General features: G+C 61.6%; 15 protein-coding genes, 2 tRNA genes and 2 pseudogenes. 10 read left to right on the plus strand and 9 right to left on the minus strand.

Going from position 1 to position 16,416, the window contains the following annotated elements; translation table 11 throughout:
• Nucleotides 1-207: 207 nt before the first annotated feature.
• On the plus strand, nucleotides 208-906 hold the full coding sequence (gene pyrF, locus P2T68_RS10530) for an orotidine-5'-phosphate decarboxylase (protein ID WP_024074331.1): 699 nt from the start codon (nucleotides 208-210) through the stop codon (nucleotides 904-906).
• Between the two features lie 62 nt (nucleotides 907-968).
• Here pyrF and P2T68_RS10535 read toward each other — a convergent pair whose 3' ends face one another.
• Nucleotides 969-1,976 (minus strand): NADP-dependent oxidoreductase, encoded by a 1,008-nt coding sequence (locus P2T68_RS10535; RefSeq protein ID WP_024074332.1) that lies wholly within the window; start codon nucleotides 1,974-1,976, stop codon nucleotides 969-971.
• A gap of 227 nt (nucleotides 1,977-2,203) precedes the next feature.
• On the opposite strand from P2T68_RS10535, the gene P2T68_RS10540 reads away from it, so the two are divergent.
• The 3 genes from P2T68_RS10540 (at nucleotide 2,204) to P2T68_RS10550 (ending at nucleotide 6,663) form a co-directional block, all read left to right on the plus strand.
• Nucleotides 2,204-2,965 (plus strand): SDR family oxidoreductase, encoded by a 762-nt coding sequence (locus tag P2T68_RS10540; protein WP_024074333.1) that lies wholly within the window; start codon nucleotides 2,204-2,206, stop codon nucleotides 2,963-2,965.
• Nucleotides 2,966-3,168: 203 nt separating this feature from the next.
• The gene (locus P2T68_RS10545; RefSeq protein ID WP_069075590.1) at nucleotides 3,169-4,581 is read left to right on the plus strand and encodes a PLP-dependent aminotransferase family protein; all 1,413 of its coding nucleotides are present in this window, start codon (nucleotides 3,169-3,171) and stop codon (nucleotides 4,579-4,581) included.
• 114 nt (nucleotides 4,582-4,695) lie between these two features.
• On the plus strand, nucleotides 4,696-6,663 hold the full coding sequence (locus P2T68_RS10550) for a methyl-accepting chemotaxis protein (RefSeq protein WP_069075591.1): 1,968 nt from the start codon (nucleotides 4,696-4,698) through the stop codon (nucleotides 6,661-6,663).
• A 36-nt stretch (nucleotides 6,664-6,699) separates the two neighbouring features.
• Here P2T68_RS10550 and P2T68_RS10555 read toward each other — a convergent pair whose 3' ends face one another.
• Nucleotides 6,700-7,512, minus strand: a complete 813-nt coding sequence (locus tag P2T68_RS10555; RefSeq protein ID WP_277379331.1) for an alpha/beta fold hydrolase — start codon at nucleotides 7,510-7,512, stop codon at nucleotides 6,700-6,702.
• 114 nt (nucleotides 7,513-7,626) lie between these two features.
• Nucleotides 7,627-8,385: a hypothetical protein gene (locus P2T68_RS10560; RefSeq protein ID WP_041160879.1), complete on the minus strand. Its 759-nt coding sequence runs from the start codon at nucleotides 8,383-8,385 to the stop codon at nucleotides 7,627-7,629.
• 370 nt (nucleotides 8,386-8,755) lie between these two features.
• Between P2T68_RS10560 and P2T68_RS10565 the strand changes: the two genes are divergently transcribed.
• The 3 genes from P2T68_RS10565 (at nucleotide 8,756) to P2T68_RS10575 (ending at nucleotide 11,079) form a co-directional block, all read left to right on the plus strand.
• Nucleotides 8,756-8,831 (plus strand) — tRNA-Glu (locus P2T68_RS10565).
• Between the two features lie 2 nt (nucleotides 8,832-8,833).
• Nucleotides 8,834-8,909 (plus strand) — tRNA-Gly (locus P2T68_RS10570).
• Nucleotides 8,910-9,135: 226 nt separating this feature from the next.
• A complete protein-coding gene (locus P2T68_RS10575) occupies nucleotides 9,136-11,079 on the plus strand; it encodes an integrase arm-type DNA-binding domain-containing protein (RefSeq protein WP_012614046.1) in 1,944 nt (647 codons plus the stop codon).
• A gap of 66 nt (nucleotides 11,080-11,145) precedes the next feature.
• Here P2T68_RS10575 and P2T68_RS10580 read toward each other — a convergent pair whose 3' ends face one another.
• Nucleotides 11,146-11,787, minus strand: coding sequence for a LysR substrate-binding domain-containing protein (locus tag P2T68_RS10580; protein WP_012614047.1), 642 nt, complete (start codon nucleotides 11,785-11,787; stop codon nucleotides 11,146-11,148).
• A gap of 104 nt (nucleotides 11,788-11,891) precedes the next feature.
• Here P2T68_RS10580 and P2T68_RS10585 point away from each other — a divergent pair, with 104 nt between their 5' ends.
• Complete coding sequence (locus P2T68_RS10585; protein ID WP_024082527.1) at nucleotides 11,892-12,185, plus strand: helix-turn-helix transcriptional regulator; 294 nt, start codon at nucleotides 11,892-11,894, stop codon at nucleotides 12,183-12,185.
• 26 nt (nucleotides 12,186-12,211) lie between these two features.
• Here the strand turns inward: P2T68_RS10585 and P2T68_RS10590 are convergent, their stop codons facing one another.
• Together P2T68_RS10590 and P2T68_RS10595 are read right to left on the minus strand one after the other, a co-directional pair.
• The gene (locus tag P2T68_RS10590; RefSeq protein ID WP_012614048.1) at nucleotides 12,212-13,105 is read right to left on the minus strand and encodes a LysR family transcriptional regulator; all 894 of its coding nucleotides are present in this window, start codon (nucleotides 13,103-13,105) and stop codon (nucleotides 12,212-12,214) included.
• A 320-nt stretch (nucleotides 13,106-13,425) separates the two neighbouring features.
• A pseudogene (locus P2T68_RS10595) lies at nucleotides 13,426-13,995 on the minus strand (VOC family protein); the annotation flags it as partial.
• Between the two features lie 25 nt (nucleotides 13,996-14,020).
• On the opposite strand from P2T68_RS10595, the gene P2T68_RS10600 reads away from it, so the two are divergent.
• Together P2T68_RS10600 and P2T68_RS10605 are read left to right on the plus strand one after the other, a co-directional pair.
• Entirely contained in the window at nucleotides 14,021-14,239 is a 219-nt protein-coding gene (locus P2T68_RS10600) for an Lrp/AsnC ligand binding domain-containing protein (RefSeq protein WP_017511446.1), read from the plus strand.
• A gap of 100 nt (nucleotides 14,240-14,339) precedes the next feature.
• Nucleotides 14,340-14,534, plus strand: a complete 195-nt coding sequence (locus tag P2T68_RS10605; RefSeq protein WP_012614049.1) for a heavy-metal-associated domain-containing protein — start codon at nucleotides 14,340-14,342, stop codon at nucleotides 14,532-14,534.
• Between the two features lie 74 nt (nucleotides 14,535-14,608).
• Here P2T68_RS10605 and P2T68_RS35175 read toward each other — a convergent pair.
• The 3 genes and pseudogenes from P2T68_RS35175 to cueR form a co-directional block, all read right to left on the minus strand.
• Nucleotides 14,609-15,345, minus strand: a pseudogene (locus tag P2T68_RS35175) (glutaredoxin).
• Nucleotides 15,346-15,568: 223 nt separating this feature from the next.
• Entirely contained in the window at nucleotides 15,569-15,907 is a 339-nt protein-coding gene (fdx, locus tag P2T68_RS10620) for an ISC system 2Fe-2S type ferredoxin (protein ID WP_012614051.1), read from the minus strand.
• 15 nt (nucleotides 15,908-15,922) lie between these two features.
• A complete protein-coding gene (gene cueR, locus P2T68_RS10625) occupies nucleotides 15,923-16,402 on the minus strand; it encodes a Cu(I)-responsive transcriptional regulator (RefSeq protein ID WP_012614052.1) in 480 nt (159 codons plus the stop codon).
• Between the last annotated feature and the right edge of the window lie 14 nt (nucleotides 16,403-16,416).

Below are 16,416 nucleotides of genomic sequence, written 5' to 3' on the forward strand. Positions count from 1 at the left end.
CTGGAAGTGCTGCACGGTGGGTCGTGCGGGCGAGCCTAGCCTTGGGGCGTGTTGAGGGCATGTCGTGAATGTATCGGCTTTGAAATAATTCGCCGAAAAGGCCTGTCCGACGGCGCCTGGTCAGTATTTACCGATCATCGGATCCCGCAACGGCGCCGCTTGCGCTACAATCCGCGCCGATTTCGACTTGCCTGAGAGCCTATTCCAATGTCCGTCTGCCAGACTCCTATCATCGTCGCCCTGGATTACCCCACCCGTGACGCCGCACTGAAGCTGGCTGATCAGTTGGACCCGAAGCTTTGCCGGGTCAAAGTCGGCAAGGAACTCTTCACCAGTTGCGCCGCGGAAATTGTCGGCACCCTGCGTGACAAAGGCTTCGAAGTGTTCCTTGACCTGAAATTCCACGACATCCCCAACACCACTGCGATGGCGGTCAAGGCTGCGGCTGAAATGGGCGTGTGGATGGTCAACGTGCACTGCTCCGGCGGCCTGCGCATGATGACAGCCTGCCGCGAAGTGCTGGAACAGCGCAGCGGCCCCAAACCCTTGCTGATCGGTGTCACCGTGCTGACCAGCATGGAGCGTGAAGACCTGGCCGGCATCGGCCTGGACATCGAGCCTCAGGAACAAGTGCTGCGCCTGGCCGCCCTGGCCGACAAAGCCGGCCTGGATGGCCTGGTTTGCTCGGCGCTGGAAGCCCGGGCCCTGAAGACCGCTCACCCGTCGCTGCAACTGGTGACCCCGGGCATTCGCCCGGCGGGCAGTGCCCAGGATGACCAGCGTCGTATCCTGACGCCGCGTCAGGCACTGGATGCAGGCTCTGATTACCTGGTGATCGGCCGTCCGATCAGCCAGGCAGCCGATCCGGCCAAAGCGTTGGCGGCGGTAGTGGCCGAGATCGCCTGATCAGTCACCGATCAAAAATATGGGAGGGGGCAAGCCCTTCCCATATTTACAGCGGTTGTCGATCAGTCGACCTTGAGCACCAACTTGCCAAAGTTTTCCCCGTTGAACAGCTTCATCAGCGTCTCCGGGAATGTCTCCAGCCCCTCCACGATATCTTCCTTGCTCTTGAGCTTGCCCTGGGCCATCCAGCTGGCCATTTCCTGCCCGGCCGCCGCAAAGTTCGCCGCATGGTCCATCACCACGAAGCCTTCCATACGCGCGCGATTGACCAGCAATGACAGATAATTGGCCGGACCTTTCACGGCCTCCTTATTGTTGTACTGGCTGATGGCGCCGCAAATCACCACACGGGCTTTGAGTGCCAGGCGGCTGAGCACGGCGTCGAGAATATCGCCGCCGACGTTATCGAAATACACATCCACGCCTTTGGGGCACTCGCGCTTGAGAGCGGCGGGCACGTCTTCGTTCTTGTAGTCGATGGCGGCGTCGAAGCCCAGCTCATCCACCAGGAACTTGCACTTGTCGGCACCGCCGGCAATGCCTACCACGCGACAGCCTTTGATCTTGGCGATCTGCCCGGCAATGCTGCCGACCGCGCCGGCCGCGCCGGAGATCACCACCGTTTCGCCAGCCTTGGGCGCGCCGGTGTCCAGCAGGGCAAAGTAGGCGGTCATGCCGGTCATGCCCAGTGCCGAGAGGTAGCGGGGCAGGGGCGCGAGTTGCGGGTCGACCTTATAGAAACCACGCGGCTCGCCCAGAAAGTAATCCTGCACGCCCAGGGCACCGTTTACGTAGTCCCCCACTGCAAAGTTCGGGTTGTTCGAGGCAATCACCTTGCCCACGCCCAGCGCACGCATGACTTCGCCGATACCGACGGGGGGAATGTAGGATTTGCCCTCATTCATCCAGCCGCGCATGGCCGGGTCGAGGGACAGGTATTCGTTGTGCACCAGCACCTGCCCTTCCTGGGGCGTGCCCACGGGCACTTCCTGGTAGGTGAAGGTTTCCCGCGTGGCTGCGCCGACCGGGCGTTTGGCAAGCAGGAACTGGCGGTTGGTCTGGGCGGTCATGGCAAGGACTCTTTAGAAATGAACCTGAGTGATAGACCCAAGATGGCCTGGAAGCAAGGTTGTCCGAGGCGGGCGAATGCCCGCCGATAGGCCGTGATGATAGTGCACCACGACGCCTTATCACTGCGACGCATACAGCCTCAACCGGCCTTCTGATAGTGCTGACGCGCCTATCCGGCTGTTGGCTAGACTCGTCCCACGGTAACTTTTCCTAAAGGACATCCTCCATGAGCATGACGTTTTCCGGCCAGGTCGCCCTGGTCACTGGCGCCGCCGCCGGTATCGGCCGCGCGACCGCCCTGGCATTCGCAGGTGAAGGCTTGAAGGTCGTGGTAGCCGACCTGGATGTGGCAGGGGGCGAGGGCACCGTCGAGCTGATCCGGCAGGCCGGTGGTGAAGCGCTGTTTGTGCGTTGCAACGTCACGCTTGAAGCGGATGTGCAGCAACTGATGGCGCAGACCGTCGCCGTGTATGGCCGCCTGGACTATGCCTTCAACAATGCGGGCATCGAGATCGAGAAGGGCAAGCTGGCCGACGGCAGCCTGGATGAGTTCGACGCCATCATGGGCGTCAACGTGAAAGGGGTTTGGCTGTGCATGAAGTACCAACTGCCGTTGCTGCTGGCCCAGGGCGGCGGTGCGATCGTCAATACCGCATCGGTGGCGGGGTTGGGCGCGGCGCCGAAGATGAGCATCTACGCTGCCTCCAAGCATGCGGTGATCGGCCTGACGAAGTCGGCGGCCATCGAATATGCGAAAAAGAAAATTCGTGTCAACGCGGTATGCCCGGCGGTGATTGATACCGATATGTTCCGCCGTGCCTATGAAGCCGACCCGCGCAAAGCCGAATTTGCAGCGGCCATGCATCCGGTAGGGCGCATCGGCAAGGTCGAGGAAATCGCCAGCGCCGTGTTGTACCTGTGCAGTGATGGGGCTGCCTTCACAACTGGCCATGCGCTCGCGGTGGACGGTGGCGCGACGGCAATCTAGGACTCCGTGCAGCGCGCCATTCGAAAAGGCATGAGGCGCTGTGGGGCGTTTCCAGAGCTGGCAAAGCGCCGCGTGTGAATGTGTATCACCAGGTAAATAAGCTAATAAAATCAATACTTTAATAAAAGTTGTCGGCCGGTTTGGCTGGGCTTCTGTGCTTAACTGTTTGAGGTTGAATAACAGACAGTTGAAGTGAGTGGCTCATGGATTTAGGGATCGATCGACAAGCCCTTGTACCGGTGGTGCAGCAAATCGTCAGTGCGGTGGCGGAATGGATTCGCAAGAGCGGGGTCAGCCCCGGTACCCGCTTGCCGTCCATCCGCCAGTTGGCCCTCGACAACTTGCTCAGCCAGTCCAGTGTCATCGAGGCATTCGAACGCATGGTGGCCCAAGGGGTGCTGGCCTCGAAACAGGGGGCGGGGTTCGTGGTCGCGCGTCCTCCCACCGTCCACGAATACCACTGGTATGAAGGCGCGGAACGGGAATGGGGGGACTTTACCGATAGCCCATTGGGTGAACTGAAACTGGGGTGTGGCTGGTTGCCGGACGCCTGGCGCGAAAGTGATGACATCAGCTATGCGATTCGCGAAATCTGTCGCACCGATACCGGCGGTTTGTTCAACTACAGTACGCCGCTGGGGTTGCCGGCGTTGCGCGAGCAGTTGCTCAAGCGCCTGACCCAGATCCGCGTGGCCACCAGCCTCGATCGCATTCTCACCACCCAGGGCGCCAGCCATGCCCAGGACCTGTTGATACGCACCTTGCTCAAGGCGGGCGACACCGTCGTGGTCGAGACCCCAGGCTATGGCAACCTCTATCGCCAATTGGCGCATCATGGCGTCACGTTGCTGGAAGTGCCTCGGACCCGTGGCGGCCCGGACATCCCGGCGCTGGAGGCGCTGCTGCAACGGCATCACCCCACGTGCCTGTTCATCAACAGCCTCTATCACAACCCCACCGGCACCAGCCTGTGCCGCGCGGTCGCCGAGCGTTTGCTCGAACTGGCACGCCGCGAGGATTTCCTGATCATCGAAGAGGATGTCTACGGCGACCTGCAACACGCCAGCTGCACGCGACTGTCGGCGCTGCCCCATGATGACCGGGTCATCTATGTCTCGAGTTTTTCCAAGACCCTCAGTAGCGCCTTGCGGGTGGGCTACCTCAGCGCCAGCACCGCGCTCATTGCCCGCTTGGCTCACCTCAAGACCCTGACCGGCATCGGTACTTCGCGCTTTGCCGAGGCGGTGGTTGCCACGTTGCTGGCCAATGGTACCTACCGCAAGTGGGTGCAGCGCCTGCGCAAACGCCTGGGCACGCAGATGACCGCCACCTTGCAGGTACTGGAGGATGAGGAATGGCAGGTGTTTGCCGTGCCGGCCGGCGGGATGTTCCTGTGGGTGCGGCCTGCCGTGGCGGATCGTTCGCGGCTGCAGGCATATGCGCGCAAGTTCGGCGTCTTGTTGTCACCGGGGGCGCTGTTCAACCCGACGGGTGAATCCAGTGAGTGGCTGCGCATCAATGTGGCCTATGCTGATGATCAACGGGCACTTGCGTTATTCCGCGCCTTGGGCCCTACCAGATCGACCTCGACCATTCTGAAAACGACGAGCGTGTAGCTTTTTGCCATTATTCCGGCGCCAACAGCTTGTGCTCAATGCCTTGGGGTTGCGAATCTCGCTTCTTGTAAACCGGGCTTATGGCATCTGCCATTGCAAGAGGATTCAAGTGCAATGATTTCGGCCGTGCAACGACGTTTCGCCAACCTCGGTATGGCGAAAAAACTGGGCTTGGGCTTCCTTCTTGTCCTGCTGCTGACAGCTTTGGTGGCGGCCATCGGTGTGTGGTCCCTGCAAACCGTTGGCCAGCGTTTCGAAGGCCTCAAGGCAATGTCTTCGCTCAACAACGGCCTGTTCAAGGTGCGCTTGATCGAGCAGGACTACGCGCTGCACGCCGACCCCAAGGCTGTCGATGCCCTGCATGAGAGCGTCGACGCGTTGGCGGCGCTGGCGGCCAGGCTCAAGGCAGAGTCCGCCGCCAATGTGCCAGTGATGACCGATGTGGAGCAGGCCCTGGCGGCTTATCGCAAGGCATTCGATGAGTTTGTCGAGCTGACCCAAACCAAGGACCTGGCCCTGGAAATGGCCACTTGGTCGGTGTCCAGCGTGGCCAATAACCTCGACGTGTTGCAGGCCGGCCTGGCGGACGATGGCGCGTATGGTCTCAAGGAGAGCCAGGGCAAGGAAGGTGCCGAGTTTATCGAGCAGGCGGGGCAGGTCAGCCAGGTCTCGCGCCTGATGTTGCAAGCCATGAACGAAGCCCATGTGCGCCTCGACCAGAGCCGCAAGGCCGACGCCGATGACTCTCAGCAGGGCAAGATCGAGCAGGCCGACCAGGCCCTGGCCCAGGTCGAACAACTGAAAACTTCGGTCAAGGACCCGGGTTACCAGACGGTGCTTAACGAAGTGTCCGGGCATATTGCCTCGTTCAGTGAAAAGCTCGGTGAATACACCGGCCTGCTGGCCCAGGAAAAGGTGGTCTACAAGCAGTTGCATGACCGCGCCGATCAAGTGGTCAGCCGAGTCAACCAGGCCTACGCCACCGAAGACCAATCGATGCAGGCGCAACTGAAGGAAAGCGCGATGTTGATCGTTGGCTCGTCAGCCTTGGCATTGTTGGTGGGGCTGATCGCTGCCTGGGTGATCACCCGGTTGATCGTGGCGCCGCTGCGAAGTGTGATTGCGGTGGCCCAGCAGATTGCCGCCGGAGACCTGAGTGGGCGCATGGAGGTTGATCGCCGCGATGAGATCGGCCAACTGATGCAGGCCATGCAGCAGATGGGCAATGGCCTTAGCCATATGGTCAGCGGGTTGCAGGCGGGTATTGAGCAACTGGCCAGTTCGGCGCATACGTTATCCAGCGTGACTGAGCAGACCAACGTCGAGGTCAGCAGCCAGAAGGAAGAAACCGAGCAAGTGGCGACCGCGATGAACCAGATGACCGCCACGGTGCACGATGTGGCGCGCAACGCCGAGGAGGCTGCACAAGCGGCGCAGACGGCGGATGACAAGGTCGACAGTGGCCAGCAGGTGGTACGCCAGAGTTTGCAGCGCATAGAGTTGCTGGCCACCTCCAGCGCCCACGCCAGTGCCAGCATCGACAGCCTGAGTACGGAAATCCAGAACATCGGCACGGTGTTGAGCGTGATCAAAAGCGTGGCCGAACAGACCAACTTGCTCGCCTTGAATGCGGCAATCGAAGCGGCCCGAGCCGGCGAGCAAGGCCGTGGTTTTGCGGTGGTGGCCGATGAAGTGCGCGCGCTGGCCAAGCGCACCCAGCAGTCGACCGAGGAAATCGAGCGTCTGGTCAGCACTCTGCGTGCTGCGGCGCAGTCGTCGGTGCAGCAGATCCAGCAGAGTGGCGAGCTGGTGAAACTGGCGGTGAGCGATGCGCTGGAAACCGAAAGCGCCTTGGGCAGCATTGCCGTCGCGGTGTCATTGATCCAGCAGATGAACCAACAGATCGCCGCCGCTGCCGAGCAGCAGAGCTCGGTGGCCGAAGAGATCAATCGCAGTGTCACCAGCATCCGCGCGAGTGCCGATCAATCGGCATTGAGTATGCAAGGCAACGCCGCGTCGAGCATCCAGCTGGCGCAGTTGGGGGCGGAGCTGAAGGGGATGGTGGGGCACTTCCGCCTTTGATCGCCGCGTGCTGGCGGCGATCAAAGGGCAGGGCAATCAGGCGTGGTTGGCGAGGAAGGTCAGCAGGGCTTCATTGACGAAGTCCGGATTCTCCCGGCTGGAGATATGCCCGGCGTTTGGGATCAGGGTCAGGCCGCAGCCAATCAACTTGGCCATGGCGTCGGACTCGGCGGGTGGGCGCGGTTTGTCCTGCTCGCCGCACATCACCAGGGTGGTGTCGGCATCCAGGCGTGGCAATTGCTCCAGCACATCCGAGCGGCTGAAGATCAGCCGGCCCAGGGGCACGATGCTGTGCAGCAGGCGTTCCCGGGAGAATGACTGCAGGGCCCTGCGATAGTCCTGGTACAGCGCGGATTCGCGGTCGATGCCGGGGCGGAAGAAGATCGGCGCGATGACATCCAGCAAGGGCTCGGGGATCGCGCCGGTGTCTTCGATCATCTTGAACAGCGAGAAATAGTACTGGCGCGTGGCTTCGGGCTCGGCGCCGAGGTAGGTGTCCATCAGCACCAGGCTGTTGACGCGCCCAGGTGCCTGCAACGCCAGGCGTGCGCCCCACATGCCGCCGACCGACAGGCCGACCAGGTTGACCTGGGCAATTTCCAACTGGTCGAGCAGGGCCAGGGCCTGGCGCGCCAGGTCGTCGAGGGAGCGGGTTGACGCGGGCAGCGGGCCCGACTCGCCGTGCCCCCACAGTTCGGGGACGAGCACGCGGTACTGTTGCGACAGGGCTTCAATCTGCGGCGCCCACATATCGCGATCCCACAGGTAGCTTGAACCCAGGAGCACCGCTGGGCCGTTACCCAGGTCGAGATAGTGCAGCGGTTGTCCATCAATCACGGCGACAGGCATAGCAGGCCTCTAACTTCACGGAGTGAGGGGCACTTTTTTACGCTAGTCGAGAGCGGGGGGATAGGTACAAAGTGATGGCATGTGGCGACGGCGGTCGCCACATGGCGGTGGGGATCAGTCGTAGATGACTTTCTTCTTCCACTCGGCGTCGGCGTCGACGACTTTCAGGCCTTCCGTCAGTTCGTTGACTTCGTCTTCGGCAGGCTTGCTGTTGGTCAGCACCGTGGAGTTGGCGCGAGCCAGCTGCGACTCCAGCAATTGCAGCTGCGCACTGTACAGCACCGGTTCGGGCTGTTTGCGCAGGTACTGTACGCCACGTTCGAAGGCCAGGCGTGCCTGGCCCGGCTGGCCTTGCTGCAAGGCATGCTGGCCGAGGTTATTGAAGAACTCGATATGCAGCAGCACCAGGATATGCCGAATTTCCTTTATCCAGTGCTTGGCCTCGTTGGTCGGCAGGAAACCATCCTGGGCGGCGCGGGTGACCTGGCCGTGCAGGGCTTCCAGCAGGAAACGCACGTCCTTGGCTTTGGTTTCGGTCTGGATCGGGGCGGGCGGGTTGTTGACCGGAATCGACTCACCCTGGGCCACCAGGGCATTGAGCTCGGCGATCCGTGCCTTGACCGCGGCGTTGGTCCTATTGAGGTGCAACAGGCGTTGGTTGACGTTGAGTTCCAGGCGGGTCAGCAACAACTTGAGCGCCGGGGTCATCAACTGGCCAGGGAAAGTCTCGGTGATTTCACCGCAGCGACGCAGCCGATCATTGAGTTCGATCTCGGTGCGCTTCTTTTCCAGTTTGTTGTTTTCCACCACGTGGTTCATGTAGCCAATGGCGATCAGTATTACGATCCCGGCTATTACCAGCAGGGTGATCATGAGTGGTGTCACCGGTGTGACCTCTTTATAGGGTTTGCTGTTGAGTGTAGTGACTGGAACAACCGACGGATAGGACTCTTCGACCAGTTGCCCAGGTAGTTTCTTCTATATAGGTCAGCGCTCCCTGCATGGATGCACATTGCCATCATTTGCTGGAGCGAACTATAGCGTCTTGTAGGGCGTCAGAATATAGGCGTCAAGGGGCGGACGGGCAGAATGCCTGAGCAGGCCGGTAAACGGGGGCGAAGTCATTGATTTAAATAAATTTATCCTTGGGGGTTGACGACCTTTCAATCCATCCATAGAATGCGCGCCACTTACAGCGTAAAGCACACAGCGAAACGCGGTAGGGAGTGAATGTTGTACGTGTGTCCCCTTCGTCTAGTGGCCTAGGACACCGCCCTTTCACGGCGGTAACAGGGGTTCGAGTCCCCTAGGGGACGCCAATGCGGGAATAGCTCAGTTGGTAGAGCACGACCTTGCCAAGGTCGGGGTCGCGAGTTCGAGTCTCGTTTCCCGCTCCAGATAGTGATCTACAGACTTCTACTGACGTCTGTAAGTCGTTGAAAAGAGGGGCTTTGGCCCCTTTTTTCATTCCAGCGAGCGCCACGGAAATCCACCCACAGCTACCGTTTTTGAGTGACCAATTGAGGCACAAGAATACGGTTGGGACGGCTACCGGATAGTTGCTGGGGCTGAGCGGGAACCATGACGAGCATTAGGCCTAAGTCATAACTTAGGAGCCTCGAAATGGCACTCTCTGATCTGACAGTCCGGCAGGCAAGAACCACCGGCAAGCGCTACACCCTCTCCGATAACGACTGCCTGGGCCTGATGGTCTCTGCCGCAGGCGGCAAGTCGTGGATCTTCCGATACTACTGGCTGGGCAAGCAAAAGCGCATGTCCCTGGGTGGCTATCCCGCCCTCAGTCTGCGCGAGGCCCGCGCCGAGCGGGACAAGGCTCAGGTTCTGCTCGCCAAGGGCATTGATCCCCAAATCGAACGCGACCAGCGCCGGCACGCGGCCAAGCTGGCGGGCGAATACACCTTCAAGAACGTCTTCGATGCTTGGGTCGAGCATCGCCGCAAGGAACTCAAGGAAGGCCGTCAGAGCACGCTTTCGCAGATCCTGCGCATCTTCAACAAGGACGTGCTGCCTACCCTGGGGAAGATGTCGATCTACGACATTCGACGGCCCCAGCTCGTGGGCGTCGTGGCGGCGATCGAGAAACGCAAGGCGTTCACCACCGCCGAGAAGGTCCGCACCTGGTTCAACCAGATGTTCCGCTATGCCCTGGTCATCGCCGAAGGGCTGGAAGTCAATCCGGCCGCGGACCTGGACGTGGTGGCCGAGCCCAAGCCCCCGGTGGCCCACAACCCCTATCTGCACCTGCCCGAGCTGCCCGAGTTCCTTCAGAAGCTCCGGCGCTACAACCCCCGGGGCTGGCAGACCCAGCTTGGCGTCCGGCTGCTGTTCCTGACGGGGGTGCGCACGGGCGAGTTGCGCCTGGCCGAGCCTGAGCAATTCGACCTCGACCGCGGCTTGTGGATCATCCCGCCGCAGGTCGTCAAGCAACTCCAGGACGAAATGCGCAAGGCCGGCAAGCGGCCGCAGGACGTGCCGCCCTACATCGTGCCCCTGTCCCTGCAGGCCATCGAGATCGTGCGCTATCTCCTGGGCGTGATGCGTCCAGCGCAGAAGTACCTGCTGTCGCATCGCAGCGAACTCAAGAAGCGCATCAGCGAGAACACCCTCAACAAGGCCGTGCAGCTCATGGGCTACGAGGGGCGCCTGACCGGCCACGGCATCCGCGGCACCATCTCGACCGCGCTCAACGAGATCGGATACCCGAAGATTTGGGTGGACGCTCAGCTTTCGCACTCCGACCCCAACAAGGTGAGTTCGGCCTACAACCACGCCAAGTACGTGGAGCCTCGGCGTCGCATGATGCAGGACTGGGCAGACCGTCTTGACCTGCTCGAACAGGGTGAAGTCGAAGCCGCGAGCGCGCATCTGACCATCCGTATCGACGGGGTGCCGGCAATGGCGGAAGTGGAGGAAGTGGTGGGCGCGGTCTCCACGACTGCTGAGCCTGTTGTCCCCGGCGTGCCGCCCGTGGTGGCCACGCCTATCGTCGTGACCCCCAACAGCGGCGGAATCATGTTCCAGCGGCTGTCGCAGGTGCCGCCGCCTCCGGTGCATGCCCCGGAGCCGGAAGTCTCCGCGATCCAGCGCGAGCGCGAGGAAATGCTGGCCATCTACGAGTCGCCGAACAATCTGCCGGTCCCGCTGTTCGGCAAGCTGGCCGGGAAGTCCAAGGACCAGATCAACCGCGAGCTGAAGGCGGGCAAGCTGCTGTCGATCAGCCTGGGCAACCGGGGGCAGCGGGTTCCCGACTGGCAACTGGTGCCGCTCAAGCACAAGCTGGCCCAAGTGCTCATGAACCAATGCCCGCACGCCGATTCGTGGGACCTGTACCGCATGCTGACCCAGCCTCACCCCGACCTGGGTGATCGTGCGGCCATTGATGCGGTCACGCCAACGAACGTGCCCGCAATCATCCGGGTTCTCATGGGCGACTACCAGCACCATGCGGATGTGCCCGAGGCCGTTGCCCCGCGGCCCATCCCCGAGGACGTGCGGCAGAGCGTCCGCCGACTGGTGGACAGCGCAGCGGTGCTTGAAGGGGTCTAGTCCGGTCTAGTCCCATGCTGCAACCTATGGCCGGGATGAGACGGCTCCGGCCTATAGGAGTGCCTGCTACAGGGCGCCTGCCTCGGCGATCTGCAGCGCCCTGCGCTCGAAACGCTTGGCAGCAGAATCTGCTTGCGCGTGGGGCCGTTGGAGGTACGTCACGATCTCATAGGGGCCATCGGCGAGCGGTCGCATGCTTACCCCCCATTGATGGGCACGCTCGATGCGCGATTGCGCGCATACGCCGATGCCGTAGCCGGCTGAAACCCACAGCGCCATCATCTCGAATGAAGTTGCAGGCAGGATGTTCTCTTGGTCCACTGGCATCAGGGAGGCCAACCTCTCGTCCAGCAAGGGACAAGCCTCCGCCTGCCAGCGATAGATTGGATAGTCCTGAAGATCGGAGATGGTGAGCTTCGCCTGATCAACCAAACGGAACCGCGGTGGTATCGCGACGGCCATGCTTTCGCACCACAGCCTCCGGCTACTCGTCAGGTGATCCCCCGCACTGCTAAGAGATAGCCCCGCGTCGTAGCGGCCCTCATGCAGGCCCGTTACCAGCTCTTGATCCGAAACTTCACGCACGGCGATCGCGACACCCGGCTCGTGCGCTCGCTGCAGTGCAAGCAGCGCCGACAGCCGTGAAGACGGCACACCTGGCGCTATGGCGAGTGTGAAATTCGGGGACGGTCTGATGGCGTTGTGCATGGATGCCCCCAAGAGGCAACGGGATCGAAAAGAGCAGCCGACATCATACTCAAGAGATATCTTTAACGTGGTTAAAGATCAGTGATTCCATGACGCTTCTGCGAATGCAGAAGCGCACTATTCGGCCTGGACGGCCCGCCGGAGTAACCACCTATGAGTCCGCACCGGCGTTGGCGTTCGGGCAAGCGGTGCGAGCCGCTCGCCTGGCTCAGGGGATTGCTCAGGATGAGTTCGCGGGCTTGGCGGGGATCGCGCGCTCGCACATGGGCAAGATTGAGCGCGGCGAGCACATGCCGACACTCGCTCTCATTCTAAAAATTTCCCTGGCTCTCAAGATCAGCTCGGCCGAACTGATGACGGCCACGGAGCGCAACCTCTACCTTCAGGGCGATGCGTGACGCCGGATGTGGCGCAGGCGTCGTAGCTAATCGCTCTTTGGCGAACGCAAACGCTCGATGAAGCGCTCTACGGGTGCGGATAGTCCGCTACCGCCTTCGGGCCGAAGCAGGTAGGTGATGATGACGGCCGAATCGAGCGCCAACGGCCGGATCACCACGTCGGGACGTTGACACGCCGCGATTCGGGTCGCCGTTGCGAAGCCGATGCCGTAACCAGCTCCGACCAATGTGAGCATCATGTCCAGCGACGAGACATGCTCAACGATGGTGGACTCGCGCTCCAGGGGATGTAGCAGCCGGGTCAATTCGCGGCAGTAGCCCTCGCAAAGCTGCGGATCGCACATCACCAGCGGGTAACTCACGAGTTCACGTAGCGACACTTCCTTGTGGGCCAGCAACGGGTGCCGGATCGGCACGGTCACCACCAGCGGGTCCTGCCAGATGGGCTCCGTCACCAGTCCGTCGCCGACGTCCGCGGTGTGTGCGAAACCGATCGCGAAGTCGCCGGATCGCAGTCCCCGCAACTGTTCCGCCAGGGTGACCTCGGAGAGCCGTATTTCGATCTCCGGCTCCTCCTGGCGGCACAGGGCAAGAAGTGCAGACAGCCGCGGGTCGATGGCGCCATCGGAGATGGCGATGCGCACGCTGCCTCTTAGGCCTGCGGCGATCGCCCTGACGTTTTCTCGTGCCTGCTCCAGGTTGGTGAACAGCCTGCGAATGTCCTGAAGGAAGGTGGTGCCCGCTGGCGTCAACCGCGTTCCCCGCCGATCGCGGTCAAAGAGCAGCACCCCCAGTTCGTCTTCCAATTCCTTGATCGTGCGGGACAGCGGCGGCTGCTCGATGTGCAAGCGCTCCGCAGCACGGGTGAAATGCAGCTCTTCGGCGAGAGCCACGAAGCAGCGCAAATGACGAAGTTCCATGGGCACGTCCTTCAGCAATCCTGGTCATTGGGTTGGCCACGGCGCATTGCTGCCGAAGTGCGCTTAGAGGGGGCGACGTAGTGCTGGGTCCCTCTTCAGGGCGAGGAAAAAGGCCATCGGTGTATCTGAATAAGAATACATATGTTCATGTATTAACTCAAGTCAAGGGCGGTAGCAACTGTTTCGGAACGTGACGCCGAAGCCAACCCGCTCAATGCTTGAGCGGCTAAGGCAGTACTGACGCCAAAGTAGCGCGAGCCCACAGAGGGGCTCGCGAGATGTAGGACTGAAGGCGCTCTGCCTTCATGGAAAGGCCCAAATCAGGCCGGGTTGATTTCCAACGAGCCACGGTTGATCTGGTCGCGTTCCATCGACTCGAACAAGGCACCGAAGTTTCCTTCGCCGAAGCCCTCGCGGTAGTTGCCCTTGCGCTCGATGAACTCGAAGAACACCGGGCCAAGCAGCGGCTCGGAGAATATCTGCAGCAGCAGGCGGGGCTGGCCGCCTTCGGTCGTGCCGTCGAGCAGAATGCCGCGCGCCTGCAACTCGGGTACGGGCTGGCCATGGCCGGGCAGGCGCTTTTCCAAGTTTGCGTAATAGATGTCGTTGGGGGCGGTCAGCAGCGGGATACCGGCCATCTGCACGCGGTCGAGCGCATCGAGTAGGTTGTCGCACAGCAGGGCGATGTGCTGGATGCCCTCGCCGCTGAACTGCATCAAGAATTCCTCAATCTGGCCGCCGCCCTGGCGTGCTTCCTCGTTCAGCGGGATGCGGATCAGGCCGTCCGGCGCGCTCATCGCCTTGGAGGCTAGGCCGGTGTACTCGCCGTTGATGTCGAAGTAGCGGATCTCTTGGAAGTTGAAGAACTTCGTGTAGAAGTCGGCCCAGTACTCCGACTCGCACAAGCGCAATCCCATGGACGTGTTCCGCGCGTCTGTCCAGAACTGGCCAGAGGTTGTGGAGTGCCATGCGCTGACCGGCGACATGGACTATCTGCTGCGGGTGGTCGTCATGGACATGGCTCACTACTCCCGCTTCGTGCTCGACACGCTGCTCAAGCACCCCAGCGTGCAGGACTGCAAGACCAGCTTCGTGCTGGATCGCGTAAAGAGCACCACGGCCTTGCCCCTATGAGCATTCGGCCGGTTGGTGTGGCGGGGATGCAAATAGCGATTGACCTTCCAACGGTGGCAAGGAGCACACTTCAAACACCCCAACCCGAAAGGAGTTTTCCATGCAATTCCATCTCGAAGACATGACCTGCGGCGGCTGCGCCCGCACTGTGACGAAAACGATCCAAATGATCGACCCCAACGCCAAGATCGTCACGGACCCGCCGACCCGCCGTGTCGAGGTCCAGACCTCGGCCTCGCAAGAGCAGATCGCCGCGGCCCTGAGCGAAGCTGGCTTCCCGCCGCGCGCGCAGTAACACCGCATCGTGGCCGGCATGCACACAGGACGGCCGATGCGAGCACGTGCGCTGCGCCGTACCTGGCGCGGCGCTCAGTGCATCCCAAGGTAGGCCGACCTTGGCCACAGGGCCATCGCCACCATCATCAGGTTCTCGGTCAGGGACACGAAGCCCAGCGGCACGTTGCTGTCCCCGCCCACGCAGGCGCACTTGAGTTCCCGGCGATCGACATAGACCGCCTTGAAAACCGACACGGCCCCGACGGTCCCGATGAACAGCGCCAACGGAATCGACACCCACATCCCCACGCCCGCGACCATCTGGACGCCTGCGATGGCCTCCGCGAACGGGTAGAAATAGGCATACCGAACCCAGCGCTTGGCCAGCAGGTCGTCGCGAAGCCGTCCACGTCCTTGAGCTTCTGCAGCGCCAGGAGGCACATGGCAAAGGCCACGAACCACTCTGCCGCCTGAATGCTCTAGACTTGGCCGAAGGCCGCCCAGCTCGCCGCCAGCGCCATTGCGGCCGCCGTGGCGAACAGCGCGATCACAGGGGTCTAGGTCACGGCGTTCTTGTCCTTCACGGACATGCCGAAGAATTTGCGTAGGTCGTCGTAGCCGCCCACGCGCCGCCCGTTTATGAAGACCTGGGGCGTGGTCTCGATGCCATGCTCCTTCTTGAACGCATCCGTCTGCTCGCGGCTTGCCAAGTGTTTGTCCTCGACCTCGTAGCCCTTGCGGTTGAGCAGATCGAGCGACTTCAGCCCGTAGGGGCAGGTATGGCCGGGCATGACCATTCGGTAGAGCGTGGCTAGCTTGGGCGCAGACATGCAGGACTTCTCCTGTGGGACTTTCCATGGGCCGGCCGTCACGGATTTAAGGACGTTGATGACCTTTCCAGCCTAACCGACGACCGTGCAAAGGGAGTGTAGACACCTGGCTCGCGGGTTGGTCTGGCCCACGGGTTGGTTATCTGGCGGCAATGCCGTCAGTCCTCCATCTGCCAGAGCAACCCTGCCGCAGGCCGGTGCGCCTGAGGCAGCACGCAGGCTCCTAGTGGTTCTCCTTGGCATGGTTGATCGTGTACTTGGGGATCTCGACGGTCAGGTCTTCGGTCGCAACGATGGCCTGGCAGCTCAGCCGCGACTGCGCCTCCAGTCCCCAGGCCCGGTCGAGCAGATCGTCCTCGCATTCCTCGACTTCGTTTAGAGAATCGAACCCCTTGCGCACGATGCAGTGACAGGTCGTGCAGGCACAGCTCATGTCGCAGGCATGCTCGATCTCGATGCCGTTGTCCAGCAGGGCCTCGCAGATCGAAGTGCCTGCTGGCACGTTCAGTTCGGCTCCCTCAGGCGCCAGTTCAGGATGGGGCAAGACGGTGATTTTGGGCATATCTCTCCTGGCTGCTCAGTGCGCACACGGCTTTTTTCCTGCTGCGTTGGCTCGCGCGCGGCGCGGCACTGCGCCAGTGCGCGCTTCGGGCTTGTTGTCACTGATATCGGGCTGCTCCAGCGTGTGCAGGATCGGGCAGTCGGGCCGTTCGTCGCCGGCGCAACACCGGATCAGCGCCTTGAGCGTCGCGGCCATCTCCAGCATGCTCTCGATGCGCCGGTCCAACTCGTCGATGTGTTGCTGGGCCAGACGCTTTACATCAGCACTCTGGCGCGACTTGTCATTCCACAGTCCCAGCAAGTCCGTGATCTCGGCCACCGAGAAGCCGAGGTCGCGCGAACGCCGGATGAAATGCAACCGGTGAACGTCGTCCTGGGTATAGGCGCGGTAGCCCGAATCGGTGCGGTCAGCCGGAGGGATCAGACCGATTTGCTCGTAGTAGCGGATCATTTTGGCCGAGACCTTCGAGGCCTTGGATGCTTCACCGATGTTCATGGTGTTCCTCCTTT

It is taken from the genome of Pseudomonas sp. G11 (genome assembly GCF_029457515.1).
Taxonomy (GTDB): domain Bacteria; phylum Pseudomonadota; class Gammaproteobacteria; order Pseudomonadales; family Pseudomonadaceae; genus Aquipseudomonas; species Aquipseudomonas gorinensis.

What these genes read in the sequence shown, in the direction of transcription:
- pyrF (WP_024074331.1), top strand. Translation starts at nt 208, where the DNA reads ATGTCCGTCTGCCAGACTCCTATCATCGTCGCCCTGGATTACCCCACC.
- P2T68_RS10535 (WP_024074332.1), bottom strand. Translation starts at nt 1,976, where the DNA reads ATGACCGCCCAGACCAACCGCCAGTTCCTGCTTGCCAAACGCCCGGTC.
- P2T68_RS10540 (WP_024074333.1), top strand. Translation starts at nt 2,204, where the DNA reads ATGAGCATGACGTTTTCCGGCCAGGTCGCCCTGGTCACTGGCGCCGCC.
- P2T68_RS10545 (WP_069075590.1), top strand. Translation starts at nt 3,169, where the DNA reads ATGGATTTAGGGATCGATCGACAAGCCCTTGTACCGGTGGTGCAGCAA.
- P2T68_RS10550 (WP_069075591.1), top strand. Translation starts at nt 4,696, where the DNA reads ATGATTTCGGCCGTGCAACGACGTTTCGCCAACCTCGGTATGGCGAAA.
- P2T68_RS10555 (WP_277379331.1), bottom strand. Translation starts at nt 7,512, where the DNA reads ATGCCTGTCGCCGTGATTGATGGACAACCGCTGCACTATCTCGACCTG.
- P2T68_RS10560 (WP_041160879.1), bottom strand. Translation starts at nt 8,385, where the DNA reads ATGATCACCCTGCTGGTAATAGCCGGGATCGTAATACTGATCGCCATT.
- P2T68_RS10575 (WP_012614046.1), top strand. Translation starts at nt 9,136, where the DNA reads ATGGCACTCTCTGATCTGACAGTCCGGCAGGCAAGAACCACCGGCAAG.
- P2T68_RS10580 (WP_012614047.1), bottom strand. Translation starts at nt 11,787, where the DNA reads ATGCACAACGCCATCAGACCGTCCCCGAATTTCACACTCGCCATAGCG.
- P2T68_RS10585 (WP_024082527.1), top strand. Translation starts at nt 11,892, where the DNA reads ATGCAGAAGCGCACTATTCGGCCTGGACGGCCCGCCGGAGTAACCACC.
- P2T68_RS10590 (WP_012614048.1), bottom strand. Translation starts at nt 13,105, where the DNA reads ATGGAACTTCGTCATTTGCGCTGCTTCGTGGCTCTCGCCGAAGAGCTG.
- P2T68_RS10600 (WP_017511446.1), top strand. Translation starts at nt 14,021, where the DNA reads ATGGACGTGTTCCGCGCGTCTGTCCAGAACTGGCCAGAGGTTGTGGAG.
- P2T68_RS10605 (WP_012614049.1), top strand. Translation starts at nt 14,340, where the DNA reads ATGCAATTCCATCTCGAAGACATGACCTGCGGCGGCTGCGCCCGCACT.
- fdx (WP_012614051.1), bottom strand. Translation starts at nt 15,907, where the DNA reads ATGCCCAAAATCACCGTCTTGCCCCATCCTGAACTGGCGCCTGAGGGA.
- cueR (WP_012614052.1), bottom strand. Translation starts at nt 16,402, where the DNA reads ATGAACATCGGTGAAGCATCCAAGGCCTCGAAGGTCTCGGCCAAAATG.